The sequence below is a fragment of the Nocardia aobensis NBRC 100429 genome (assembly GCF_000308375.1).
GTDB classification, from domain to species: Bacteria; Actinomycetota; Actinomycetes; order Mycobacteriales; family Mycobacteriaceae; genus Nocardia; species Nocardia aobensis.
The window spans coordinates 19246-38401 of sequence record NZ_BAFQ01000177.1 but is presented as its reverse complement, the minus strand read 5'-3'; the positions used below and the strand labels follow the sequence as shown (position 1 = coordinate 38401).

Below are 19156 nucleotides of genomic sequence, written 5' to 3'. Positions count from 1 at the left end.
CCGGCAAGGTACACCGCCGAATTGGCCGCCACTGGCTCTGCAGTACGCCGACTACGCACTCTGGCAGCGCGAGATGCTCGGCGACGAAACGGACCCGGACTCGCTGATCTCGCGGCAGCTGCGATTCTGGACCGGCACCCTCGCCGGACTGCCCGAACTGCTCGAACTGCCGACCGACCGGCCCCGCCCGCCCGTGGCGTCCATGCACGGCAGCTCCCTCGATTTCGAGCTGTCCGCCGACCTGTACGCCCGCATCGAAGCCCTCGCCCGGGCGGCCGACGCGACGGTGTTCATGGTGTTGCACGCCGGGCTGGCGGTTCTGCTGTCGAAGCTGGCCGCGGTCGGCGATATCGCGATCGGCACTCCGGTCGCCGGCCGCGGCGACCGTGAACTCGACGATCTGATCGGCATGTTCGTCAACACGCTGGTGTTGCGGACCCGGGTGGCATCGCCGCAGGCGTTCGAGGAATTGCTCGCCGCGGTCCGGGACACGGATCTGGCGGCCTTCGCGCACGCCGACGTGCCCTTCGAAGAGATTGTGGAGGAGCTGAATCCGCGGCGTTCGACCGCGCATATGCCGCTGTACCAGGTGACGCTGGACGTGCAGGATCTCAGTGCCGCCGCGCTGGAGTTGCCGGGCCTCACCGTCGAACCGATCGAAGAGGTCTTCGATCAGGCCCGCGCGGATCTCAACGTCAAACTCGTCCCGCGACCCGGCGCCGACGGCCGGCCGGGCGGAATGGCGGGCCGCCTCACCTTCGCCACCGACCTGTACGTCGAGGAGACGATGCGGCGATTCACCCGGGCGCTCGTCCGCATCCTCGAGCAGGTGACCACGAATCCCGCTGTCGCCGTGGGGGATATCGATATCGTCGAGCCCGGCGAGCGTCGCCGGATAGTGGCCGCCGCGGGGACCGACGGTGCCACGGTGCCGGAACCGACCCTGCCCGAGCTGCTGTCCGCCCGCGTCGCGGCACATCCCGACGCGATCGCGGTGAGCGACGGTACGGCACAGCTCACCTATGCGGAACTGGATCGACGCGCGACCCGGCTCGCCGCCCGTCTCGCCGCGCACGGCGCACGACCGGAAACACTGGTGGCGGTGGCGCTGCCGCGGTCGGTCGATCTGATCGTCGGTCTGCTCGCCGTCGTGCGCGCGGGCGCGGGATACCTGCCGCTGGACACCGCGAATCCGCCGCGTCGCCTGCGCTTCGTCATCGACGACGCACGTCCCGTCGTGGTGCTGACCTCGGCCGATTGGGCCGCGCAGGTGCCGAGGTGTGCGACGCCCATGGTGTCGATCGACGACGCGGAGACCGAATTCGAGGCCGGTAGCGCGCGGGCGCCGGTGGCCGCGCGGCCGGACAACCTGGCCTACGTCATCTACACCTCCGGGTCGACCGGCACTCCCAAGGGTGTGGCCGTCACCCACCGCGACGCCGTCACACTGCTGACCCACGCCGCCGAACGATTCGACCTCCACCCCGGCGACGTGTGGACGATGACCCATTCCTACGCATTCGATTTCGCGGTGTGGGAGATGTGGGGTGCGCTGCTGACCGGCGGCAGACTGGTCGTCGTCGACCACGACACCGCCCGCTCGCCCGACGCGCTGGTCGAACTGGTGGCGCGCGAGAGCGTCACGATCCTGAGCCAAACCCCGTCGGCCTTCTACGGTTTCGCCGACGCCGAACGCAGATATCGCGAAACTGGTTGTGCTCATGGTGATCTCGCGCTCCGCTATGTCGTCTTCGGCGGCGAGGCCCTGGACGCGACGCGATTGGCGGGATGGTTCGCCGCCCACGCGCCCGGTTCCCCGCGGTTGATCAACATGTACGGGATCACCGAAACGACGGTGCATGTGACCTTCGCCGAGGTCGACGGTCCGGGCGCGGACGGGATCGGAGTGCCGCTGCCGGGGCTGCGAGCCTTTGTGCTCGACGACCGGCTGCGGCCTGTGCCGATCGGGGTGCGTGGTGAAATCTGCATCGCCGGAGCGCAACTCGCGCGCGGATACCTGCGGGCCCCCGCGGCGACGGCCGGCCGTTTCGTGGCGAATCCGTTCGACCCGGACGGTGGCCGGTTGTATCGCACCGGTGATCTCGGCCGCTGGCGGGATACCGGCGGCGGCCTGGAACTGGCCTATGCGGGGCGCGGTGACGCCCAGGTTCAGCTGCGCGGGTACCGGATCGAGCTGGGGGAGGTCGAGGCGGCATTGCTGCGGCATCCGTCGGTCGCGCGGGCCGCCGCGGCCGTGCATCGTCACGAGCGCGAGGTCGACCAGTTGATCGGATATGTGGTCGCCGCCGATGGACAGCGTCTCGATCCGGGGCAGGTGCGGGCGGCCGCCGCCGAGGTGCTGACGAGTTACATGGTGCCCTCGATGGTGATGGTGCTCGATGATCTACCGCTGACGGTCAACGGCAAACTGGACCGAAAAGCCTTGCCCGCACCCGATTTCGACGCTGCCGTACAACGGTTCGTCGCGCCGCGCACCCGCACCGAGAAGGTGATCGGTGAGGTGTACGAGCACATCCTGGGCGCCGCGCGGGTCGGGGCGACCGACGGATTCTTCGATCTGGGCGGCAACTCGCTGCTGGCCACCATGGCGGTGACCGAACTGCACACGCGCGGTGTGACGATCGAATTGCCATGGATGTTCGAGGATGCGACACCGCGGACGCTGGCCCGCCGAGCCGACGAGTATGACGGCGCATCGGGCCTGAGCGTGCTGCTTCCGTTGCGCGCGAACGGATCCGAGCCCGCCGTGTTCGCCGTCCACCCGGCGGGCGGCCTGGCGTGGTTCTACGGCGGGCTCATCGAACATCTGCATCCGGATCGGCCGGTCTACGGCCTGCAGGATCCGCACGTCGTCGCCGGTGAACCCGCCGCCACCTCCGTCGGCGAATTGGCCGACCGCTATGTGGCCGAGATCCGCCGAGTGCAGCCCACGGGCCCCTACCACCTGCTCGGGTGGTCGCTGGGCGGGCAGATCGCGCACGCGATGGCGGTGCGGTTGCGCCGCGACGGCGCCCGGGTCGGCATCGTGGCGCTGCTCGACAGCGCGGCCGACACGCTTCCGCAACCCTCGGCCGAGGAACCCGCGCCCGGACAACTGATGACCGATCTGCTCGGCGGCTGGCGCGAGCTGTTCGACCTGGGCGACGAGCTGGTGGTGAGCACGCACGAACAAGCATGGGAGGTCATCCGCGAGCAGGTGATCGCGACCGGACTGTTCACCGCCGAACAGACGGATCGGGTCATGGCGAGCTTCCGCACCGCCGGCGATATCTCCACCCGCCATCGGCCCGAAGTCTTCGACGGTGACCTGATCCTGTTCACCGCCGGACAGGATCACCCGGAACACGACGCTCTCGCCGACACCTGGCGGCCCTACGTGGGCGGCGACATCCACAACGTCGTGGTCGACGCCCGCCATCTCGAATTGAGCCATCCCCGTGCGCTGGCCGTCGTAGGCCCCGTCCTCGAAAGGTTCATGGAACAATGCTGACCACTCTGCAACATGTGCGACTCGATGACGGCAGAACGGTGACCTGCACCAGTCCTGCAGAAGCCAGAATGCTGTGGGGGGAGACGACCGCGGCGGACGGGTTCTACCGCCGCGCGGCCGAATTCCTCAGTCCCGGCCAGGTCGTTCTCGACATCGGCGCCAATATCGGCCTGAGCGCGATGATGTTCGCCGACACCTGCCCCGGCACCCGCGTCATCGCGGTCGAACCGGTGCCGATGACCTTCCGATGCCTGGACCGCAATATCGCGGCACATGTTCCCGGTGGGATATCGCTGCGGACCGCGGTCGGCGCGATGCCGGGGACCCGGCCCTTCACCTGGTACCCGCGCGCGACGGCGAATTCCGGCTTCTTCGCCGATCGCGCGGCCGACGACGAAGCGACCGCCACCTATCTGCGCAACAACGGGCTGGAGGACAGCGCCATCGCGGTCATCACACAGGGTCTGCACGACGGCGTGCAACTCGAGGTCGGAGTCACCACCGTGTCGGCGATCCTGGACCAGCATTGCCGAGGATGCGAGGTCGGCTTGCTCAAAGTCGACGTCGAACGCGCGGAATGGGAAGTGCTGCTCGGCATCACCGCCGCGGACTGGCGGCGCATCCACGTCGTCGTCGCCGAGGTCCACGATCGCGACGGCCGTCTGCGCGAGGTCTGCGACCTGCTCACGCGGCAGGGCATGTCGGCGCAGACCCGCCAGGACCCGCGGCTGGTCGGCACCGAAATGCACGAGGTCTTCGCCGTCCGTCCGCGCATCGATCGGTGAATTCTCAGCGTCCGGTCGTGCCGTCGATCAGTTCGCGCAGGATATCGGCGTGACCGGCGTGGCGGCCGGTCTCTTCGATCATGTGGGCCAGCGCCCAGCGCACGCTGGGGCCCGGGAGTCCCGGCAGCGGCGCGGCGGGATCGGTGCATCCGTCGAGTACCTCGTTCGCGCATGCGACCGCGTCGCGGTAGCGGGCGACCACCTCGGCCACGCCGTCGTGCGGCGCGGCCCGGAACGTCGCTTGCCAGTCGGTCACTGTGTCGCCGAGGAACATCGAGCGTTCGACGGCCGTGAGGTGGACCAGCAGACCGAGCAGAGTGGTGCCCGACGGCACCGCGGCGGCTCGGACCTGCGGCTCGGGTGCACCCTCGACCTTCGCGGCGACGCCGGTGCGCAGGTAGTCGAGGAACCCGCGCAGTACTGCGAGCTCATCGGTTCCGGTCCGCGGCGGTGGGGTGTCCTTCCGGCGGGCGGCGGCAGGCATGGCGGCTCCTTCGCGATCGGTGTGCGCTCGTACCCGTTCAGCCTTGCCGCCGCCGTCGCGAATCGGCACGAAATCTTGCTGTTCCGGCAAGATGGCCCGATGGCTGACGAAACGGACGAGGTACTCGGCGCGGTGGGTCCGCGGTTACGCGCGTTGCGCCGCGAGCGCGGGATCACCCTCGCCGACCTCGCGGCGAGCACCGGGGTGTCGGAAAGTACGTTGTCGCGCTTGGAGAGCGGGCAGCGGCGGGCGACGCTGGAATTGCTGCTGCCGCTCTCGCGCACCTACAACGTCCCGCTCGACGACCTGGTCGGCGCCCCGCGCACCGGCGATCCGCGCATCCACCTCAAACCGCTCCGGCGATACGGCATGACGTTCGTGCCGCTGTCCCGGCGGCCCGGCGGCGTGCAGGCGTTCAAGATGATCATCCCCGCGCGACCCGAACCGCAGGAACCGACACCGCAGACGCACGAGGGTTTCGAATGGCTCTACGTGCTCAACGGCCGGCTGCGGCTGGTGCTCGGCGACCGCGACCTGACCCTGCCGCCGGGCGAGGCGGCGGAATTCGACACCTCGGTACCCCACTGGCTGGGCAGCGCCGACGGCGGCGTGGTCGAACTCCTCATCCTGTTCGGCCCGCAGGGCATGCGCGCGCACGTGCGCCCGGGTGGGTCTGTCGAAGGTTAGCGGGAGCGCCCAGCGTGCCGCCCTCGACGGCCGTGTGCGCGATGGTCGATGATGGTCCGATGTGTCGATAGGCCGATCGAATCGAGGAATTCGATGTCGCGATACCTGTTCGTGCTCGGTGGTCTGGTAACCCGGCATCGCTGGTGGGTGCTGGTCATCTGGATCGTCCTACTCGGCGGCGCGATCGGATTCGGGGTCGGATCGGGTGGCCGGACCACCGACAATTTCACCGTCCCGGGGACGGAGTCGCAGGATGCGGTGTCGTTGCTGCAGCAGCGGATGCCCGCCTACAGCGGCGCCCAGATGCAGGTGGTGTTCGCGGCGCCCGGCGGTGCGAAGGTCACCGACGCACAACCCCATGCCGACATCGAGCAGGCCATGGCCGGCTTCCGGGGCCTGCCGCAGGTCGCGACCGTGGTGGATCCCTTCGACGCCCATGCGATCTCACCCGATCAGCGGGCCGCGCTGGGAAGTGTGCAGTTCTCGGTCTCCGCGGGTGAGGTCGCCCAGAGCACGCTCGACGAGGTCACCCGGGTCGCGACGCCTGCGCGGGCGACCGGAATGCAGGTCGAATTCTCCGGAGCCGTCTACCCGGGATTCACCGCCGAGATCCCCGAGGGTCCCGAAATAGTCGGTATCGCCGCGGCATTCGTCATTCTGCTGATCACCTTCGGTGCGGTGGTGGCGGCCGGACTTCCGGTGCTCACCGCGTTGATCGGGGTGGGGATCGGCGTGACCGGTGTGCTGGGGGTGGCGGCATTCGTGGATGTGCCCTCGGCGGCGATGTCGCTGGCTTTGATGCTGGGACTGTCCTGCGGAATCGACTACGCGCTGTTCGTCCTGTCGCGGCACCGCAACAACATCCTGCGCGGAACGACAGTGGCGGAGTCGATTCCGCTGGCCGTGGGCACGGCGGGCAGTTCGGTGGTCTTCGCCGCGGTGACGGTGATCATCGCCCTGTGCGGACTGTCGGTCGCGAACATCCCCTTCCTGACCGTGATGGGCCTGACCGCGGCGGGCGCGGTGCTCGCCGCGATGCTGGTCGCCCTGACGCTGTTACCGGCGCTGCTGAGCCTCGCGGGCGAGACGGTGGCGAAGTTCATCTCACCGCCGCTGCATCCCGGACGCCCGGAAAAGGTCGCGCGCATCGCCGCGAACGAACCTGAACGCACCGTCGGGCACGCCTGGGGGCGCACCGTCACCCGCTTCCGCATACCGCTGCTGATTCTCGGTACCGCGGTGCTCGTGATCCTGGCCCTGCCGGTGACGCGGCTCGATCTCGGCCTGCCCAGCGGCGCGTCCCAGCCGGACACGAGTACAGCCCACAAAGCCTTCGTGCTCGTGGACAATTCGTTCGGGCCCGGCTTCAACGGCCCGTTGCTGTTGCCCACCGACACCACGCACGCGGGCGCCCCCGACGCCGTGCAGACGCTGATCGCTCGATTGCAGCAGGAACCGAACGTGGCGCTCGTGCAGCCCGCCGGCACCGGCGACAATCTGGTACTGGTCCAGGTGATTCCGAAGACCGGACCCACCGACGACGCCACCGCGGATCTGGTCACCCGTCTGCGCGACGATCGCCCGCGCCTGACCGGAGATCTCGGCGTGAGTTACCTGGTCGGCGGGACGACCGCGGCGAATATCGACACCTCCGACCGCTTGGCGGGTGCGCTGCCGGTCTTCCTCGGCGTTGTCGTCGGGCTGGCACTGGTCCTGCTGACCATCGCATTTCGCACGGTGCTCGTTCCGCTGTCCTCGATCGCCGGGTTCGTCCTGTCCGTGTTCTCCGCGCTGGGGGCGCAGGTCGCCGTATTCCAATGGGGCTGGGGTGCGGGACTTTTCGATGTCACCGCGGGGCAGACGCTGAGTTTTCTGCCGATCATCATCCTGGCCATCATCTTCGGCCTCTCCAGCGACTACCAGATCTTCGTGGTGTCGCGGATCAAGGAGGAACACAGCCACACCGCCGACGCGATCTCGTCGGTGCAGAACGGAGTGGCACATTCCGCCCGGGTGGTGACGGCCGCCGCGCTCATCATGTTCGGGGTGTTCGTCGCCTTCGTCTCCGTCGACAACCCCATCGTCAAACCGCTCGCGTTCACGCTGGCGGTCGGCGTGCTGCTCGATGCCTTCGTGGTGCGGCTGACACTGGTGCCGGCCGTGATGGCGCTGGTCGGCAACCGGATGTGGTACCACCCACGCTGGTTCGGGCGTCTCGTCCCGGACCTCGACATCGAGGGCGCCCGGCTGGAGGATCGTGTCCGCGGCGACCATGCGGCGGCGGCCGGCACCGAGACCGCGCGCACGGCCTCGGAGTGAACAGCAGTACCGTATCGGCAACACCGCCGTACGTCACCGGACAGGATGGTCACCGTATGCTCCGTGCCGCGTCGATCGTTGTGGCTCTTGCTTTTTCGACTCTGATCGCGGCCGCGCCGCAGGCCGGGGCCGTGGCCGACACCCGGTGCGGCACACCGCTGTCGCCGACGGAGATCCGGACCGTTGCCGAGTTGTCGGACACCACGACCATCGGCGCCGGCGCCACCCTCGACCGGTTCGACGAGGCGGTGTCGCGCAATCATCGGATCACCGAAATCCTTACCTCCCATCATGATCGGCGGGGCCTGTTCGATGTGGGGCTCGACGCCGTGGAGCAGGATCCGGTGCTGCCGTTGCAGCACGATCCCACCGCGTTCGTCGATCCGGAATACGCCCACGCGATCAGTTACGAACTGCTGCGCCGGTTCCTGGTGAATCTGCACGCCGAGTTCACCGACGGCGCGCCGGAGCCCCACTGGGCCTGGTATTTCCAGCTGGCCGGGCAATGCGACCAGTCGCCCGCGCGGGTCGCGATGGCCGGGTACAACGCGCACCTGACGGTCGACCTCGCCTACGCGGTCGCCGCGGTCGGCAGTAGACCGGAGAACGCGCCGGACTTCTTCCACATCGTCGACGCCATCGCCCGCAGCGGCGATCGGATCGTCGACCGCACGAAGCAGGTATACAACGCCGACCTCGGGCCGCTGTGGCGCTTCTATTTCGTCGGTGAGGGACTCGATCTGCTGTTCGGTCAGGGCGTGGCCACCGGGCCGCTGCTCCAGGTCGCCGATTTGGGCTACAACGTGGTGGTCTGGACCAACGGGCTGGCGCTGCAGAACGCCGCCACCGCCGAGCCCACGCGCGCGGAGATCAACGCGCTGTGGTCGGCCGATGATGCGGCCTTCGCCGTGCTCGCACGCCTCGGCGGCCTGTGAGCACGGCGGGCCCGGCCGGCCCGTGCCCGGGCCGGCAGCGGGCGGCGGCCGGTGACGGTGAGCAGAATGTCCTTGGCGCACATCGTGATCGGCGTCCCCGACCCCAGCGCGACCGGTGCGTCGGAGGCGCGCAGTTGCCGGCCGGTCAGGTCGACGCCGAAGTAGCGCAGCGACTTCGGGCTCGCCTGGTCGAGCACGAGGGCGATCCGTTCCGGCGGGGCGGGCGGCAGGCCCAGGGGCTCGGTGATGTCCAGGCCGTGGATCACGTCGTGGCTCAGCGCGCCCACCACACCACCGCCCGGCGGACGCCACGGGTGTTCGACGTTGTCGCGCAGCGACGCGAGCAGCTCTGCATCGTTCATCCGCGCGGTGTCGGCGCGCGCGGCCCGGTCGGCGTAGCGGTGGTACGAGAAGCGCGCACCGGCCAGCCCGCGCACGAACGACCACGTGGTTGTGCGGTAGGGCATCGTCATGTGGGCGAGCACCTCACGGACTCGCCAGCCCTCACACAGCGAGGGCGCGGCCCACTGCTCCGGCGTCAGGCCGGCGAGCAGGTCCGCGAGGCGTCGGCGCTCGGCCACAGTGTGCTCGCGCAGGACGGTGGTGTCGGTGTCGGTCGAGGTCATGACTCCGTCGTTTCGATCGTAGGGAGTGGTCACCTCTGCTACGAACCCGACGGCGAGAATTCATCGGTGGGCGCCCGGAAAATCGGCGGAAGCCCGAATTCGGCGAACCGGTCGCCACTGTCCAGGTAGGTCACCTGCCGCGCTATCAGCCCCGCCCGCGCCTGGATCGCGAGCAGTGCGAAGGGGCGCAGCACACCGTCGGTACCGGGGCGGTACTGACCGAATCCGACCGAACCGTTCATCCGCACCGGTACCAGTCGATCGCCGGCACACGCGTCGCCCGCCGCGAAGACCGAGACGATGAGATCGCGCCCGCTCAGTCGCCAGGCGAACGGCGGCATACCGGATTCGGCGTCCTCGCACAGCAGCGCGGCGAGACCGTCGACGTCGTGACTCTCGAAGGCCGCGACGTAGCGCCGCACCAGGTCCCGGTCGTCCGGGTCGCCGGGATCGAGCGGATCGGTGGCGGAAGGCCGGACCGCGGCCAGGGTGGTGCGGGCGCGTTGCAGGGCGCTGTTGACCGCGGCCGGGCTGACCTCGAGCATGGTCGCGGTTTCGGCGGCACTGAACGCCAGCACCTCGCGCAGGACCAGCACCGCCCGCTGGCGTGGCGGCAGATGTTGCAGTGCCGCGACGAAGGCCAACCGCACCGACTCGCGGCGGACGACGCGGTCGGCCGGGTCGAGTACTCGTGCGTCCGCGACCGGGTCGAGCCATCGGTCGGCGGGCACCACCGCGTCCGGGTCGAAACCGGTGGATACCGGACCTTCCCACACCAGCATCCGGCGGCGCGCCGAGCGCAGCATGTCCAGGCAGATATTGGTGGCGATGGCATGCACCCACGTCGAGAGCCGGCCGCGCTCGGGGTCGAAACTGTCGAATCGGGTGTAGGCGCGGATCAGCGTCTCCTGCGCCGCGTCGTCGGCATCGGCCGACGAACCGAGCATCCGGTAGCAGTAGCCGGTCAGCGGAATCCGCAGCGCTTCGAGTGCCCCCGGCCCCGAAACCCCGGATCCCGCAGGGCAGGACTCCGGCCTTCCGGATTCCGGCAGCGGTTCACTCGCGGACACACTCACCCCCCCATGCTCGCACCTCCGTGTCACCGACGACAGCGGGACCGGCCGGGTAGCTTGCGGGGCATGGAGCTGCGCGCGGGCGAGGTCGTTTTTCACTACGTGGAGCACGGCACGGGCCGTCCCGTGATGGTGCTGCACGGCGCGGGTGTCGATCACCGCGAGGCCGAGGCGTGCTTCGAACCGGTTCTGGGCGATGCCGCCGGGTTGCGGCGGATCTACCCCGACCTGCCCGGTGCGGGACACACCGCCGCACCCGGCACACTGCGCAGCGCGGACGATGTACTCGACGCGCTGCTGCGCTTCGCGGACGCGGTCACCGGTGGTGATTTCCTGCTCGTCGGCCACTCGGCGGGCGGGTACTACGCGCAGGCGATGGCCGCGTGGCGCGTCACCCGGGTGGCCGGCCTGGCATTGGTGTGCCCGCTGTTGCCGGGAGTGCGTGACCTTCCCGCGCATCGCGTCGTGGCCGGGCCGGGCGATCTCGGCGACGACGATTTCCGCCGCTACTTCGTCGTCCAGACCCCGGCCATGCTCGACCGCTACGAGCGTGTCGTCGCACCCGCCGCCGAGCTGGTCGATCGGGCCGCGGCGCAGCGCATCGGTGAGCGGTGGCAGCTGAGCCCGGACGCCACACCGCCCTATCCGGGGCCGACCACGATCGTGGCCGGGCGCCTGGATTCGACAGTCGGTTACGCGGCGGCGATCGATCTTTTCGAGCGCTGTCCGCACGCCTCGCTCGTCGTGGTCGCCGAGGCCGGACACGCCCTCCCGCACGAGCAACCGGAACTGCTGCGCGCCCTGCTGGCCGAGTGGCTCACGCGCGTGGCGCGCGCCGGCGATCGATCGTGACGATCACCTGCGCCGGTGCCCGCGCAGGTCGGACCAATCCGACATGAGCGTCGACATCGAATACTTCGTGGTTTGCCAACGGAACGCTGGGAGAAAGGAACGCTGTGATCAACGGAATCATCGCGGTTGTCGGAGCTCTGGCCTCGGGTCTGGGATCGATCCTCATCAATTTGATCGACGTTCTGCTCTGACGAAGTCCCCGCGGACCCGGTGAACCGATCGCGGATTCGCCGGGTCCGCGCATATTCGCGCCGCGGAGAAGTTCGGCGCGCCGAGCGCCGAACTCTTGCCCGCGGGCGCATCGGTGGGAAAAGTGACCGCCGGATCTGTTCTCTCGACGAGGAGGCGCGGCGTGCGTTTCGGCATCTTCATTCCCCAGGGCTGGCGACTGGACCTGGTCGGCATCGAACCGGGGGCGCAATGGGGTGTGATGCGGGATCTGGCGCAGCGGGCCGACGCCGGACAAGACTGGGAATCGCTGTGGGTCTACGACCATTTCCACACCGTGCCGGTTCCCACCGAGGAAGCGACGCACGAGGCGTGGACGCTCATGTCGGCCTTCGCCGCCACCACGACGCGCATCCGGCTCGGGCAGATGTGCACGGCGATCAGCTACCGGAATCCGGCCTACCTCGCCAAGGTCGCCGCGACCGTGGATCTGGTATCGGGCGGCCGGGTCGAGATGGGGATCGGCGGCGGCTGGTACGAGCACGAGTGGCGCGCCTACGGCTACGGATTCCCTTCCGCGGGTGAGCGTTTGGGTCGCCTCGACGAGGGAGTGCAGATCTTCCGTCAGGCGTGGACCACCGGCACCGCCACCCTGGACGGCAAGTACTACCAGGTCGACGGCGCCCGGGTGTATCCGTTGCCGCTCCAGGAGGGCGGTATTCCGATCTGGGTCGCGGGCGGGGGAGAAAAGGTCACGCTGCGCATCGCCGCGCAATACGCGCAGTACACCAACTTCGCGGGCGATCCCGAAACCTTCACCCGCAAATCCGAGCTGCTGCGCGACCATTGCGCCGCCGTCGGAACAGATTTCGACGCGATCACCCGCAGCTCCAACTTCAACACCGTGATCGGCGCGACCGAGGCGGAGGTGCGTGAACGGCTGGACGCCCTCGCTTCTCGGCTGACCCCCGCTCTCGGGGCGGACGCCGCGCAGGACTGGGTCACCAAGCTCTACGCCGATTCACCCGCGGTCGGCACACCGGAACAGATCATCGAAAACCTGTCCCGGGTCCGCGATCTCGGTCTGGCTTACGCGATCCACAATTTCCCCGAGTCGGCCTACGACCTGTCCGGGGTGGAGTTGTTCGAGCGTGAGGTCATTCCCGCGCTGCGATGACCCAGGGCACTCAGTCGACGCGCACGTCCTCCGGTGACCAGAACGCGCGCATACCGGTGATGCGCGCGTCCTCGTCGAAGGTCATCACATCGATCGGTTCGATCGTCGTGGTGCGAGAGCCGGTCTCGGTCACCACCCGGAACCGGAACGCCGCCGCGCCGCCCGCGATCCGCAGGTCGAGCAGCGCGGTTCGCATATGCGCGGAATCCAATGCGCCGTAGAACTTTTCGATCGCGGCCCGGCCGACGTGCGGCGGCGAGCCGAACGGATCCTCCACGGTGGCGTCCTCGCTGTAACATGCCGCCACATCGGCGGCGGATCCCGAGCCCACCGCCTCGAGATACCGGTGCACCGCTGCTCGAATCCGTTCCGCTGAAGCCATGGCACAACGAAAACACGGATCCGGCACGGCGCCGCCTGCCGATCCCGCCTGCCGGGACGGAAGGGAGAGCCCGGCTCAGACGTTCGAACCATCCGCGACGATCAAGAGGGGAACATCTACTCGTGAACTACGAAGGTGCGGCATGAGCGCCGCCGGCATCCGCGACGACCGCGCGGACGAACAGCGCTATCGGGAGCTCGCGGCATCCGCCCGTTCGCTCGTGGCGGGTGAACACGATCGGATTGCCAACGCCGCCAACCTTTCCGCGCTGGTCTATCACGGTCTTCCCGGTCTGAACTGGGTGGGATTCTATTTCTTCGACGGGAACGAACTGGTGGTCGGCCCGTTCCAGGGCCGCCCGGCCTGCGTGCGCATCGCGCTGGACCGGGGCGTCTGCGGTGCGGCGGCGCGAACCCGGCAGACGCAACGTGTCGCCGACGTGCACGCGGTGCCCGACCATATCGCCTGTGATCCGGCGAGCAGGTCCGAACTGGTGGTGCCGTTGATCCACGAGGACACCGTGATCGGCGTCTTCGATCTGGACAGTCCCGAACTCGACCGCTTCGGTCCGGTCGATCAGCGTGGACTCGAGGAGATCGCGTCGGTCTATCTCGACTCGCTGATCCCGGACGACCGGGGCTGAGCAGGGCTACGAGGCAGCCTGCATCGCCGGCCGGAAGGCCTGCGGATTCGGCCGCCCCAGTGTCCACCTGGCCGCCGCCAGTGCCTCCGCGCACGACGCCTTGAGGCGTAGGTGCTGGGGCCGGGGATAGCCGGCGGCGTCGACTTCCGCGCGCAGACCCACGATTCGACGCTCCAGCAGGCGTGCGTCCGCGGTCTTCAGCCCACGCCGCGCGGATGTCAACGCGGTCAGCACTCTGCGCTGGAGATCGTCCATACAGCACACCTCCTGTGGTGACGGGCCCTCGGCCGGTGACGAAGTCGTTCCGAGTGCGGATTGTCGATGGGTACCCCGGCGGCGCGCCACGAAACGGTGACCTCGCGTACTCGGCGCAACGACGCAAACGGCTTGTACCGGACGGACATTCGGTCTGCGCGCGCCGGCGGGCCGAATGCGGCCCGCCCGGACCGGGTTTGCCGCGACGGGCAGCGGGGCACTCGAAGACTGGTCGTCATACCTCGACTCGGTTTTGCCGGGTGCGGTATGCCGCCGCTCACGTTGACTCGTCGCGTCGGATCGAGGTCCGTTATGCACAGTGACCCGCCCGGTCGCGCCGGTGTGTCGCCTGTCTCGGCGGCCGGAGTCGCCGCGCTGCTGCGTGCCCTGCCGGGATCGCCGATGGCGGGGGTCACCGCGCACGGCAGCACGGTACTCGAGATCGTCGCGGCAACCACGCACCGCGCGCGCATGGTCGAGGAGGCGCAGCTGCTGCACCCCGACAGCCCCGCCCGCGAGGCGGCGGCGACCGGTGTCCCGATCGTGATCACCGATCTCGCCGGCAGCTCCCGGTGGCCGGGGTGCGGCGCGGAACTACGGTTGTGGGGAGTGCAGGCGGTGCGGTGCCAGCCGCTGTCCGACGACGACGGTGCGGTGGTCGGAGTGCTGAGCGTCTACACCCCCGCCGCGAACGTCCTCACCGAAGAACTCGCCGATGCTCTGCATCCGGTGTGCCGCTGTGCCACCGACCTGTTGCAGATCCGCCGCCGCAACCCACCGCGGCTGCGGCGAGAGTGACGGCGGTACGCCGCGGCGGTGTGCGCGGCGCCACTGGAAAACCTCACCGCCAGGGATCCGCCGTCGGTGAAATCCAGGCCCTCATTAGCATCGATGTGGCGTACCCGTCGAGGAAACCGAGGACCTGCGTTGACTACCGAACAACTTGACCGCTGGAACGCCCAGGAAGCCGCCGCGGAGGCGATGATCCCCATCATCGGCACGTTGTATCGGGCGAAGGGTGTGACGGTGCTGCTGCACAGCCGGTCGCTGGTGAACCGGTCGGTGATCAGCATTCTGCGGACGCACCGGTTCGCGCGCCAGATCGAGGGCGAAGAGCTGTCGGTGGACGAGACGCTGCCGTTCCTGCGCGTCCTGGACGAACTGGACCTCGGCCCCTGCAAGATCGATCTCGGTCAGCTGGTCGTGGCCTATCGCGCCGACGACCGCGGGCTGTCGGTTCGTGAATTCACCGAGGCGGTCCTGGCCGAGGTGATCGGCGGCAACAAGGCGCAGTCGCCGGGCCCGCGCGATGTCGTGCTGTACGGCTTCGGCCGGATCGGCCGGCTGGTGACCCGTCTGCTGATCGAGAAGGTCGGCTCCGGCAACGGCCTGAACCTGCGTGCGGTGGTGGTCCGCCGCGGCGGTGACGGTGATCTGGCCAAGCGCGCGTCGCTGTTGCGCCGGGATTCCGTGCACGGGCACTTCAACGGCACCATCAAGGTCGACGCCGACAACGACACGATCATCGCCAACGGCAATGTCATCAAGTTCATCTACAGCGACGATCCGGCGACGATCGACTACACCGAGTACGGGATCTCCGACGCGATCCTGATCGACAACACCGGCAAGTGGCGCGATCGCGAGGGGCTGTCGCAGCACTTGCGTCCCGGTATCGCGAAGGTGGTTCTCACCGCGCCCGGTAAGGGCGACGTCCCGAATATCGTGCACGGCGTCAACCACCGTGATCTGGATCTGACGCAGCGGATCTTCTCGTGCGCCTCCTGCACCACCAATGCGATCGTGCCGCCGCTCAAGGCCATGGACGACGAATTCGGCATCACCCGCGGCCACGTGGAGACCGTGCACTCGTTCACCAACGATCAGAACCTGCTGGACAACTATCACAAGGCGGATCGTCGCGGCCGCTCCGCGCCGTTCAACCTCGTTCTGACCGAAACCGGCGCTGCCTCCGCCGTCGCCAAGGCGATGCCGGACTTCAAGGCCAAGATCACCGGTAACTCGATTCGCGTCCCCACCCCGGACGTGTCCGTCGCCATCCTGAACCTGCAGCTCGAGCGGGAGACGACGAAATCCGAGGTGCTCGAGTACCTGCGGCAGGTGTCGCTGGCCGGTCCGCTGAGCCGCAATCTCGACTACACCGCCGCCACCGATGTGGTGTCCAGCGATTTCATCGGCTCGCGCGGCCTCGATCATCGACGCCAACGCCACCATCGTCGAGGGCGACACCGCGATCCTGTACTGCTGGTACGACAACGAATTCGGTTATTCGTCCCAGGTGGTCCGGACGGTGCAGTACATCTCGGGTATCGAGTACCCGACCTATCCGCAGTTCGCGGACCGGTCGCAGGATGCCGCCGACGTGCGCGCACTGGCCGCGGTCGAGGCGGGGTAGCCGAACCCGTTCAGTGGGTGAGGACGATCTTGACGACGACCACCGTCGTCGCGACGGCGGTCAGCAGCAGTGCCGTGAGGATGGTCGAGCGGCCGGGCCGGGCGCCTTTGAGCCGTTCGATCACGAAGACGATGCCGCCGATGCGGATGAGCATCGCCACCTCGGCGACGATCTGGGCGGTGCGGGGTGCGAGCCAGTCGAAGGCGGCGCACGCCAGGATGATCGACGGCAGTACCGCGGAGCTGAGAATCGGCACCGAATCGCGCAGATCCTCCCACCGCTGCCGCGGCGTGAGCGCGCGGTTCTCCCGCACCGCCTGGCCGACACCCTCGGCGAAGGCGTGCGCGACGAAGGTCGACAGCGCGGTGCCGATGACAATCAGGATTCCGACATGCTCCTCGGTGGTGGTCACCGGGATCAACGCGGCGAGAATGAGGATATTGCCGTAGACGTAGGCGCTGATCCGGCTCGCGGCATTGCTGCGGTCCAGCGGATTCCGGCGGGAGAACAGGGGACCGTGGAGCAGTGCGTTGCGGCTGCCGTCCATATGTCTCCCGTTTCTGATCATCCGATGCGGGGCGCGGCCTCGGGTCGGGCACGGGTGGGGCAGGTGGGCCGCCGCGAACAACCCTAGGACATCGGTGATGACCCGGACCACCGATCGGCCGCCGCGTCGACCGCACGATCCGGCTGCCGGGACGAGAGCCGGTGCGCGCCACGGTACCCATCTGCCGGTGCGGCGCGTCGGTCTGGTTTGCTCTGGCGGAGCCGGGCATTCGGGCCCGGCGCGTGCGCGAGTGCCCGGCGACAGGTGGAACGCGAGGTCAGGTATGAGGTTCGGGGACGGCGGTCCGGCGGGGGAGCCGCGTGGCGTATCGGGGGTGGCCCTGTGGGTGGGCGTGCTGTGGGGTGCGCTGGCGGCCGTGCTCACCGCGCCGGTGGCCGCGGCGATGGTGGCGAGCGTCTATCGGTTTCCGATTCCGTTCGGTGAGTACGCCGAAGGACTGCGCGAGGCGGTGAACGCGGCGCTGGCCGCGGTGTTCTATCTCGTGATGGGCGGCGGCATGCTGCTGGCCGTACTCGGTGGTGCGGCGGGACTGATGATCGTGCGCGCGCACGGCCTCCGGCTGGGGCGCGCGCTGGCGCTCACCACCGCGGCGGGGTTCGGGCTGGCGGTGGTGGGCGCGTTCGCGCTGGCCCTGCTCGAACACGTCATCGGGCCGTGGTGATCGAGCGCCTTGGTGATCGAGCGCAGTGGTGGTCGAGCGCCGTGGTGATCCGCTCAGTCCGCTGTCGTCATCGGTTCGCGCAGTTCGCGTTTGAGTAGTTTTCCGCTCTGGTTGCGGGGGAGCGCCGCGGCGAAGCGAATGCGCTTGGGCACCTTGAACGGTGCGATCAGATCCTTGACGTGCGCGATCAGTTCATCGGCGGTCGCCTCGCGGCCTTCGTGCAGGACAACGACGGCGGTGACGGCCTCGATCCACTTCTCGTCCGGGATGCCGATGACCGCGACCTCGGCGACGGCGGGATGGGTGTAGAGAGCGTCCTCGACCTCGCGGGAGGCCACCAGGATGCCGCCGGTGTTGATGACGTCCTTGATCCGGTCCACGACGGTGATGTAGCCGTCGGCATCCCGCGTCACCAGGTCGCCGGAGTGGAACCATCCGTCGCGGAACGCCTCCGCGGTCGCGGCCGGATTGTCCCAGTAACCGCGGCACAGCTGTGGCGAGCGGTAGAGGACTTCGCCCGGCTCGCCGGGGCCGACGTCGTTGCCGTCGGTGTCGACGACGCGGGTCTCCACGAAGAACACCGGCCGTCCGCACGACGACGGCCGTTCGGCATGTTCCTCCGGGCGCAGCACCGTGGCGAGCGGCCCGATCTCCGATTGCCCGAAGCAGTTGTAGAAGCCCAGGTCGGGATAGCGTTCGCGCAGCCGGTTCAGCACCGTCACCGGCATGATCGAGGCACCGTACTGTGCCTTGCGCAGCGAGGAGAGGTCGCGGCGGTCGAGGTCGGGGTGGTTGGCCAGCGGCACCCAGACGGTCGGGGCGAGGAACAGCGAACCGATCCGGTCCTGTTCGACCCGGCGCAGAATCTCCGGGATGTCCGGAGTGGCCATCAGGTGCACGGTCGCGCCGACCGACAGGTAGGGCAGCATGAACACGTGCATGCCCGCCGAGTGGTACAGCGGCATGGCGACGAGCGGATTGTCGTCGGGACGCAGGTCCAGCGCGATCACCGACGAGACGTACTCGAAGACGAGCGCCTCGTGAGTCATCATGGCGCCCTTGGGTTTCGACGTCGTTCCCGAGGTGTAGAGCAGTTGGGCGAGGTCGGTCGCGGCCGCCCGGGACGAGAAATCGGAGACCTCGCCCGCCGCGTCGGCGACGGCTCGCAGCGATCCGCCGGCATCGCGCAGCGGTACGACGTACTCGACCGAGGTGAGGTCGCCGCGCACTTGGTCGAGAGTGCCGATCAGCGCGGGGTCGACAAGGACGGCCCGCGCACCCGACTGCGAGACGAGATAACTCAGCTCCCCACCCTTCAGGGCGTAGTTGACCGGAACGTGCACCAGGCCGGCCCGGGCGCAGGCCAGGAATCCGATCACGTACGCGTCGGAATTGGTGCCGTAGGCGGCGACCCGATCGCCCGCGACCAGGCCGAGGTCGAGCAGATGGGTCGCCGCCCGGGTGACCGCGGCGTCGAGTTCCCGGTAGGTGTAGGCCCGGCCGTCGAATGTCAGCGCGGTGCGGCCGGGGACCTTCGCCGCCGAACGGTGCAGCACCCCGTCGATGGTGTGCTTGCGGGGATCGAGACTCATAGGCGGGAGATTATCGGACGTC

Annotated in this window: 16 protein-coding genes and 2 pseudogenes; 11 read left to right on the top strand and 7 right to left on the bottom strand. The window is 68.8% G+C overall.

Annotation, left to right across the window (positions count from 1 at the left end):
- Together RJ03_RS23180 and RJ03_RS23175 are read left to right on the top strand one after the other, a co-directional pair.
- Positions 1 to 3511: non-ribosomal peptide synthetase (locus tag RJ03_RS23180; RefSeq protein WP_036505712.1), on the top strand; the 3511-nt coding region annotated here is incomplete at its 5' end.
- Positions 3512 to 3579: 68 nt separating this feature from the next.
- Entirely contained in the window at positions 3580 to 4296 is a 717-nt protein-coding gene (locus RJ03_RS23175; RefSeq protein WP_218000996.1) for an FkbM family methyltransferase, read from the top strand.
- Positions 4297 to 4300: 4 nt separating this feature from the next.
- Here the strand turns inward: RJ03_RS23175 and RJ03_RS23170 are convergent, their stop codons facing one another.
- Complete coding sequence (locus tag RJ03_RS23170; RefSeq protein WP_036505711.1) at positions 4301 to 4780, bottom strand: DinB family protein; 480 nt, start codon at positions 4778 to 4780, stop codon at positions 4301 to 4303.
- A gap of 99 nt (positions 4781 to 4879) precedes the next feature.
- On the opposite strand from RJ03_RS23170, the gene RJ03_RS23165 reads away from it, so the two are divergent.
- From RJ03_RS23165 to RJ03_RS23155, 3 genes are all read left to right on the top strand, one after another.
- Positions 4880 to 5467 (top strand): helix-turn-helix domain-containing protein, encoded by a 588-nt coding sequence (locus tag RJ03_RS23165; protein ID WP_036505703.1) that lies wholly within the window; start codon positions 4880 to 4882, stop codon positions 5465 to 5467.
- Between the two features lie 93 nt (positions 5468 to 5560).
- On the top strand, positions 5561 to 7786 hold the full coding sequence (locus tag RJ03_RS23160; protein ID WP_051025135.1) for an MMPL family transporter: 2226 nt from the start codon (positions 5561 to 5563) through the stop codon (positions 7784 to 7786).
- 56 nt (positions 7787 to 7842) lie between these two features.
- The gene (locus RJ03_RS23155) at positions 7843 to 8721 is read left to right on the top strand and encodes a DUF5995 family protein (RefSeq protein ID WP_036505702.1); all 879 of its coding nucleotides are present in this window, start codon (positions 7843 to 7845) and stop codon (positions 8719 to 8721) included.
- Between the two features lie 104 nt (positions 8722 to 8825).
- Here RJ03_RS23155 and RJ03_RS36230 read toward each other — a convergent pair.
- A pseudogene (locus tag RJ03_RS36230) lies at positions 8826 to 9347 on the bottom strand (maleylpyruvate isomerase family mycothiol-dependent enzyme); the annotation flags it as partial.
- A gap of 38 nt (positions 9348 to 9385) precedes the next feature.
- On the bottom strand, positions 9386 to 10423 hold the full coding sequence (locus RJ03_RS23150; protein WP_083871284.1) for an RNA polymerase subunit sigma-70: 1038 nt from the start codon (positions 10421 to 10423) through the stop codon (positions 9386 to 9388).
- Positions 10424 to 10486: 63 nt separating this feature from the next.
- Here RJ03_RS23150 and RJ03_RS23145 point away from each other — a divergent pair, with 63 nt between their 5' ends.
- Both RJ03_RS23145 and RJ03_RS23140 read left to right on the top strand, forming a co-directional pair.
- A complete protein-coding gene (locus tag RJ03_RS23145; RefSeq protein ID WP_036505701.1) occupies positions 10487 to 11272 on the top strand; it encodes an alpha/beta fold hydrolase in 786 nt (261 codons plus the stop codon).
- Between the two features lie 352 nt (positions 11273 to 11624).
- Positions 11625 to 12617: an LLM class F420-dependent oxidoreductase gene (locus RJ03_RS23140; protein ID WP_036505700.1), complete on the top strand. Its 993-nt coding sequence runs from the start codon at positions 11625 to 11627 to the stop codon at positions 12615 to 12617.
- A gap of 10 nt (positions 12618 to 12627) precedes the next feature.
- On the opposite strand, the gene RJ03_RS23135 is transcribed toward RJ03_RS23140, so the two are convergent.
- On the bottom strand, positions 12628 to 12999 hold the full coding sequence (locus RJ03_RS23135; protein ID WP_036505699.1) for a nuclear transport factor 2 family protein: 372 nt from the start codon (positions 12997 to 12999) through the stop codon (positions 12628 to 12630).
- Between the two features lie 142 nt (positions 13000 to 13141).
- Between RJ03_RS23135 and msrC the strand changes: the two genes are divergently transcribed.
- Positions 13142 to 13642, top strand: coding sequence for a free L-methionine (R)-S-oxide reductase MsrC (gene msrC, locus RJ03_RS23130; RefSeq protein ID WP_036505698.1), 501 nt, complete (start codon positions 13142 to 13144; stop codon positions 13640 to 13642).
- A gap of 6 nt (positions 13643 to 13648) precedes the next feature.
- On the opposite strand, the gene RJ03_RS23125 is transcribed toward msrC, so the two are convergent.
- Positions 13649 to 13897, bottom strand: a complete 249-nt coding sequence (locus RJ03_RS23125; protein WP_036505697.1) for a hypothetical protein — start codon at positions 13895 to 13897, stop codon at positions 13649 to 13651.
- Positions 13898 to 14209: 312 nt separating this feature from the next.
- On the opposite strand from RJ03_RS23125, the gene RJ03_RS23120 reads away from it, so the two are divergent.
- Together RJ03_RS23120 and RJ03_RS23115 are read left to right on the top strand one after the other, a co-directional pair.
- Positions 14210 to 14695 carry a GAF domain-containing protein gene (locus tag RJ03_RS23120; RefSeq protein WP_036505696.1) on the top strand — a complete coding sequence of 162 codons (486 nt, stop codon included), beginning with the start codon at positions 14210 to 14212 and terminating at the stop codon, positions 14693 to 14695.
- Between the two features lie 183 nt (positions 14696 to 14878).
- Positions 14879 to 16313, top strand: a pseudogene (locus RJ03_RS23115) (glyceraldehyde-3-phosphate dehydrogenase).
- Positions 16314 to 16323: 10 nt separating this feature from the next.
- Here RJ03_RS23115 and RJ03_RS23110 read toward each other — a convergent pair.
- The gene (locus RJ03_RS23110; RefSeq protein WP_036505695.1) at positions 16324 to 16860 is read right to left on the bottom strand and encodes a hypothetical protein; all 537 of its coding nucleotides are present in this window, start codon (positions 16858 to 16860) and stop codon (positions 16324 to 16326) included.
- Positions 16861 to 17143: 283 nt separating this feature from the next.
- Between RJ03_RS23110 and RJ03_RS23105 the strand changes: the two genes are divergently transcribed.
- Positions 17144 to 17542 (top strand): hypothetical protein, encoded by a 399-nt coding sequence (locus RJ03_RS23105; protein ID WP_157121786.1) that lies wholly within the window; start codon positions 17144 to 17146, stop codon positions 17540 to 17542.
- Positions 17543 to 17595: 53 nt separating this feature from the next.
- On the opposite strand, the gene RJ03_RS23100 is transcribed toward RJ03_RS23105, so the two are convergent.
- Positions 17596 to 19134, bottom strand: a complete 1539-nt coding sequence (locus RJ03_RS23100) for an acyl-CoA synthetase (RefSeq protein ID WP_036505693.1) — start codon at positions 19132 to 19134, stop codon at positions 17596 to 17598.
- Between the last annotated feature and the right edge of the window lie 22 nt (positions 19135 to 19156).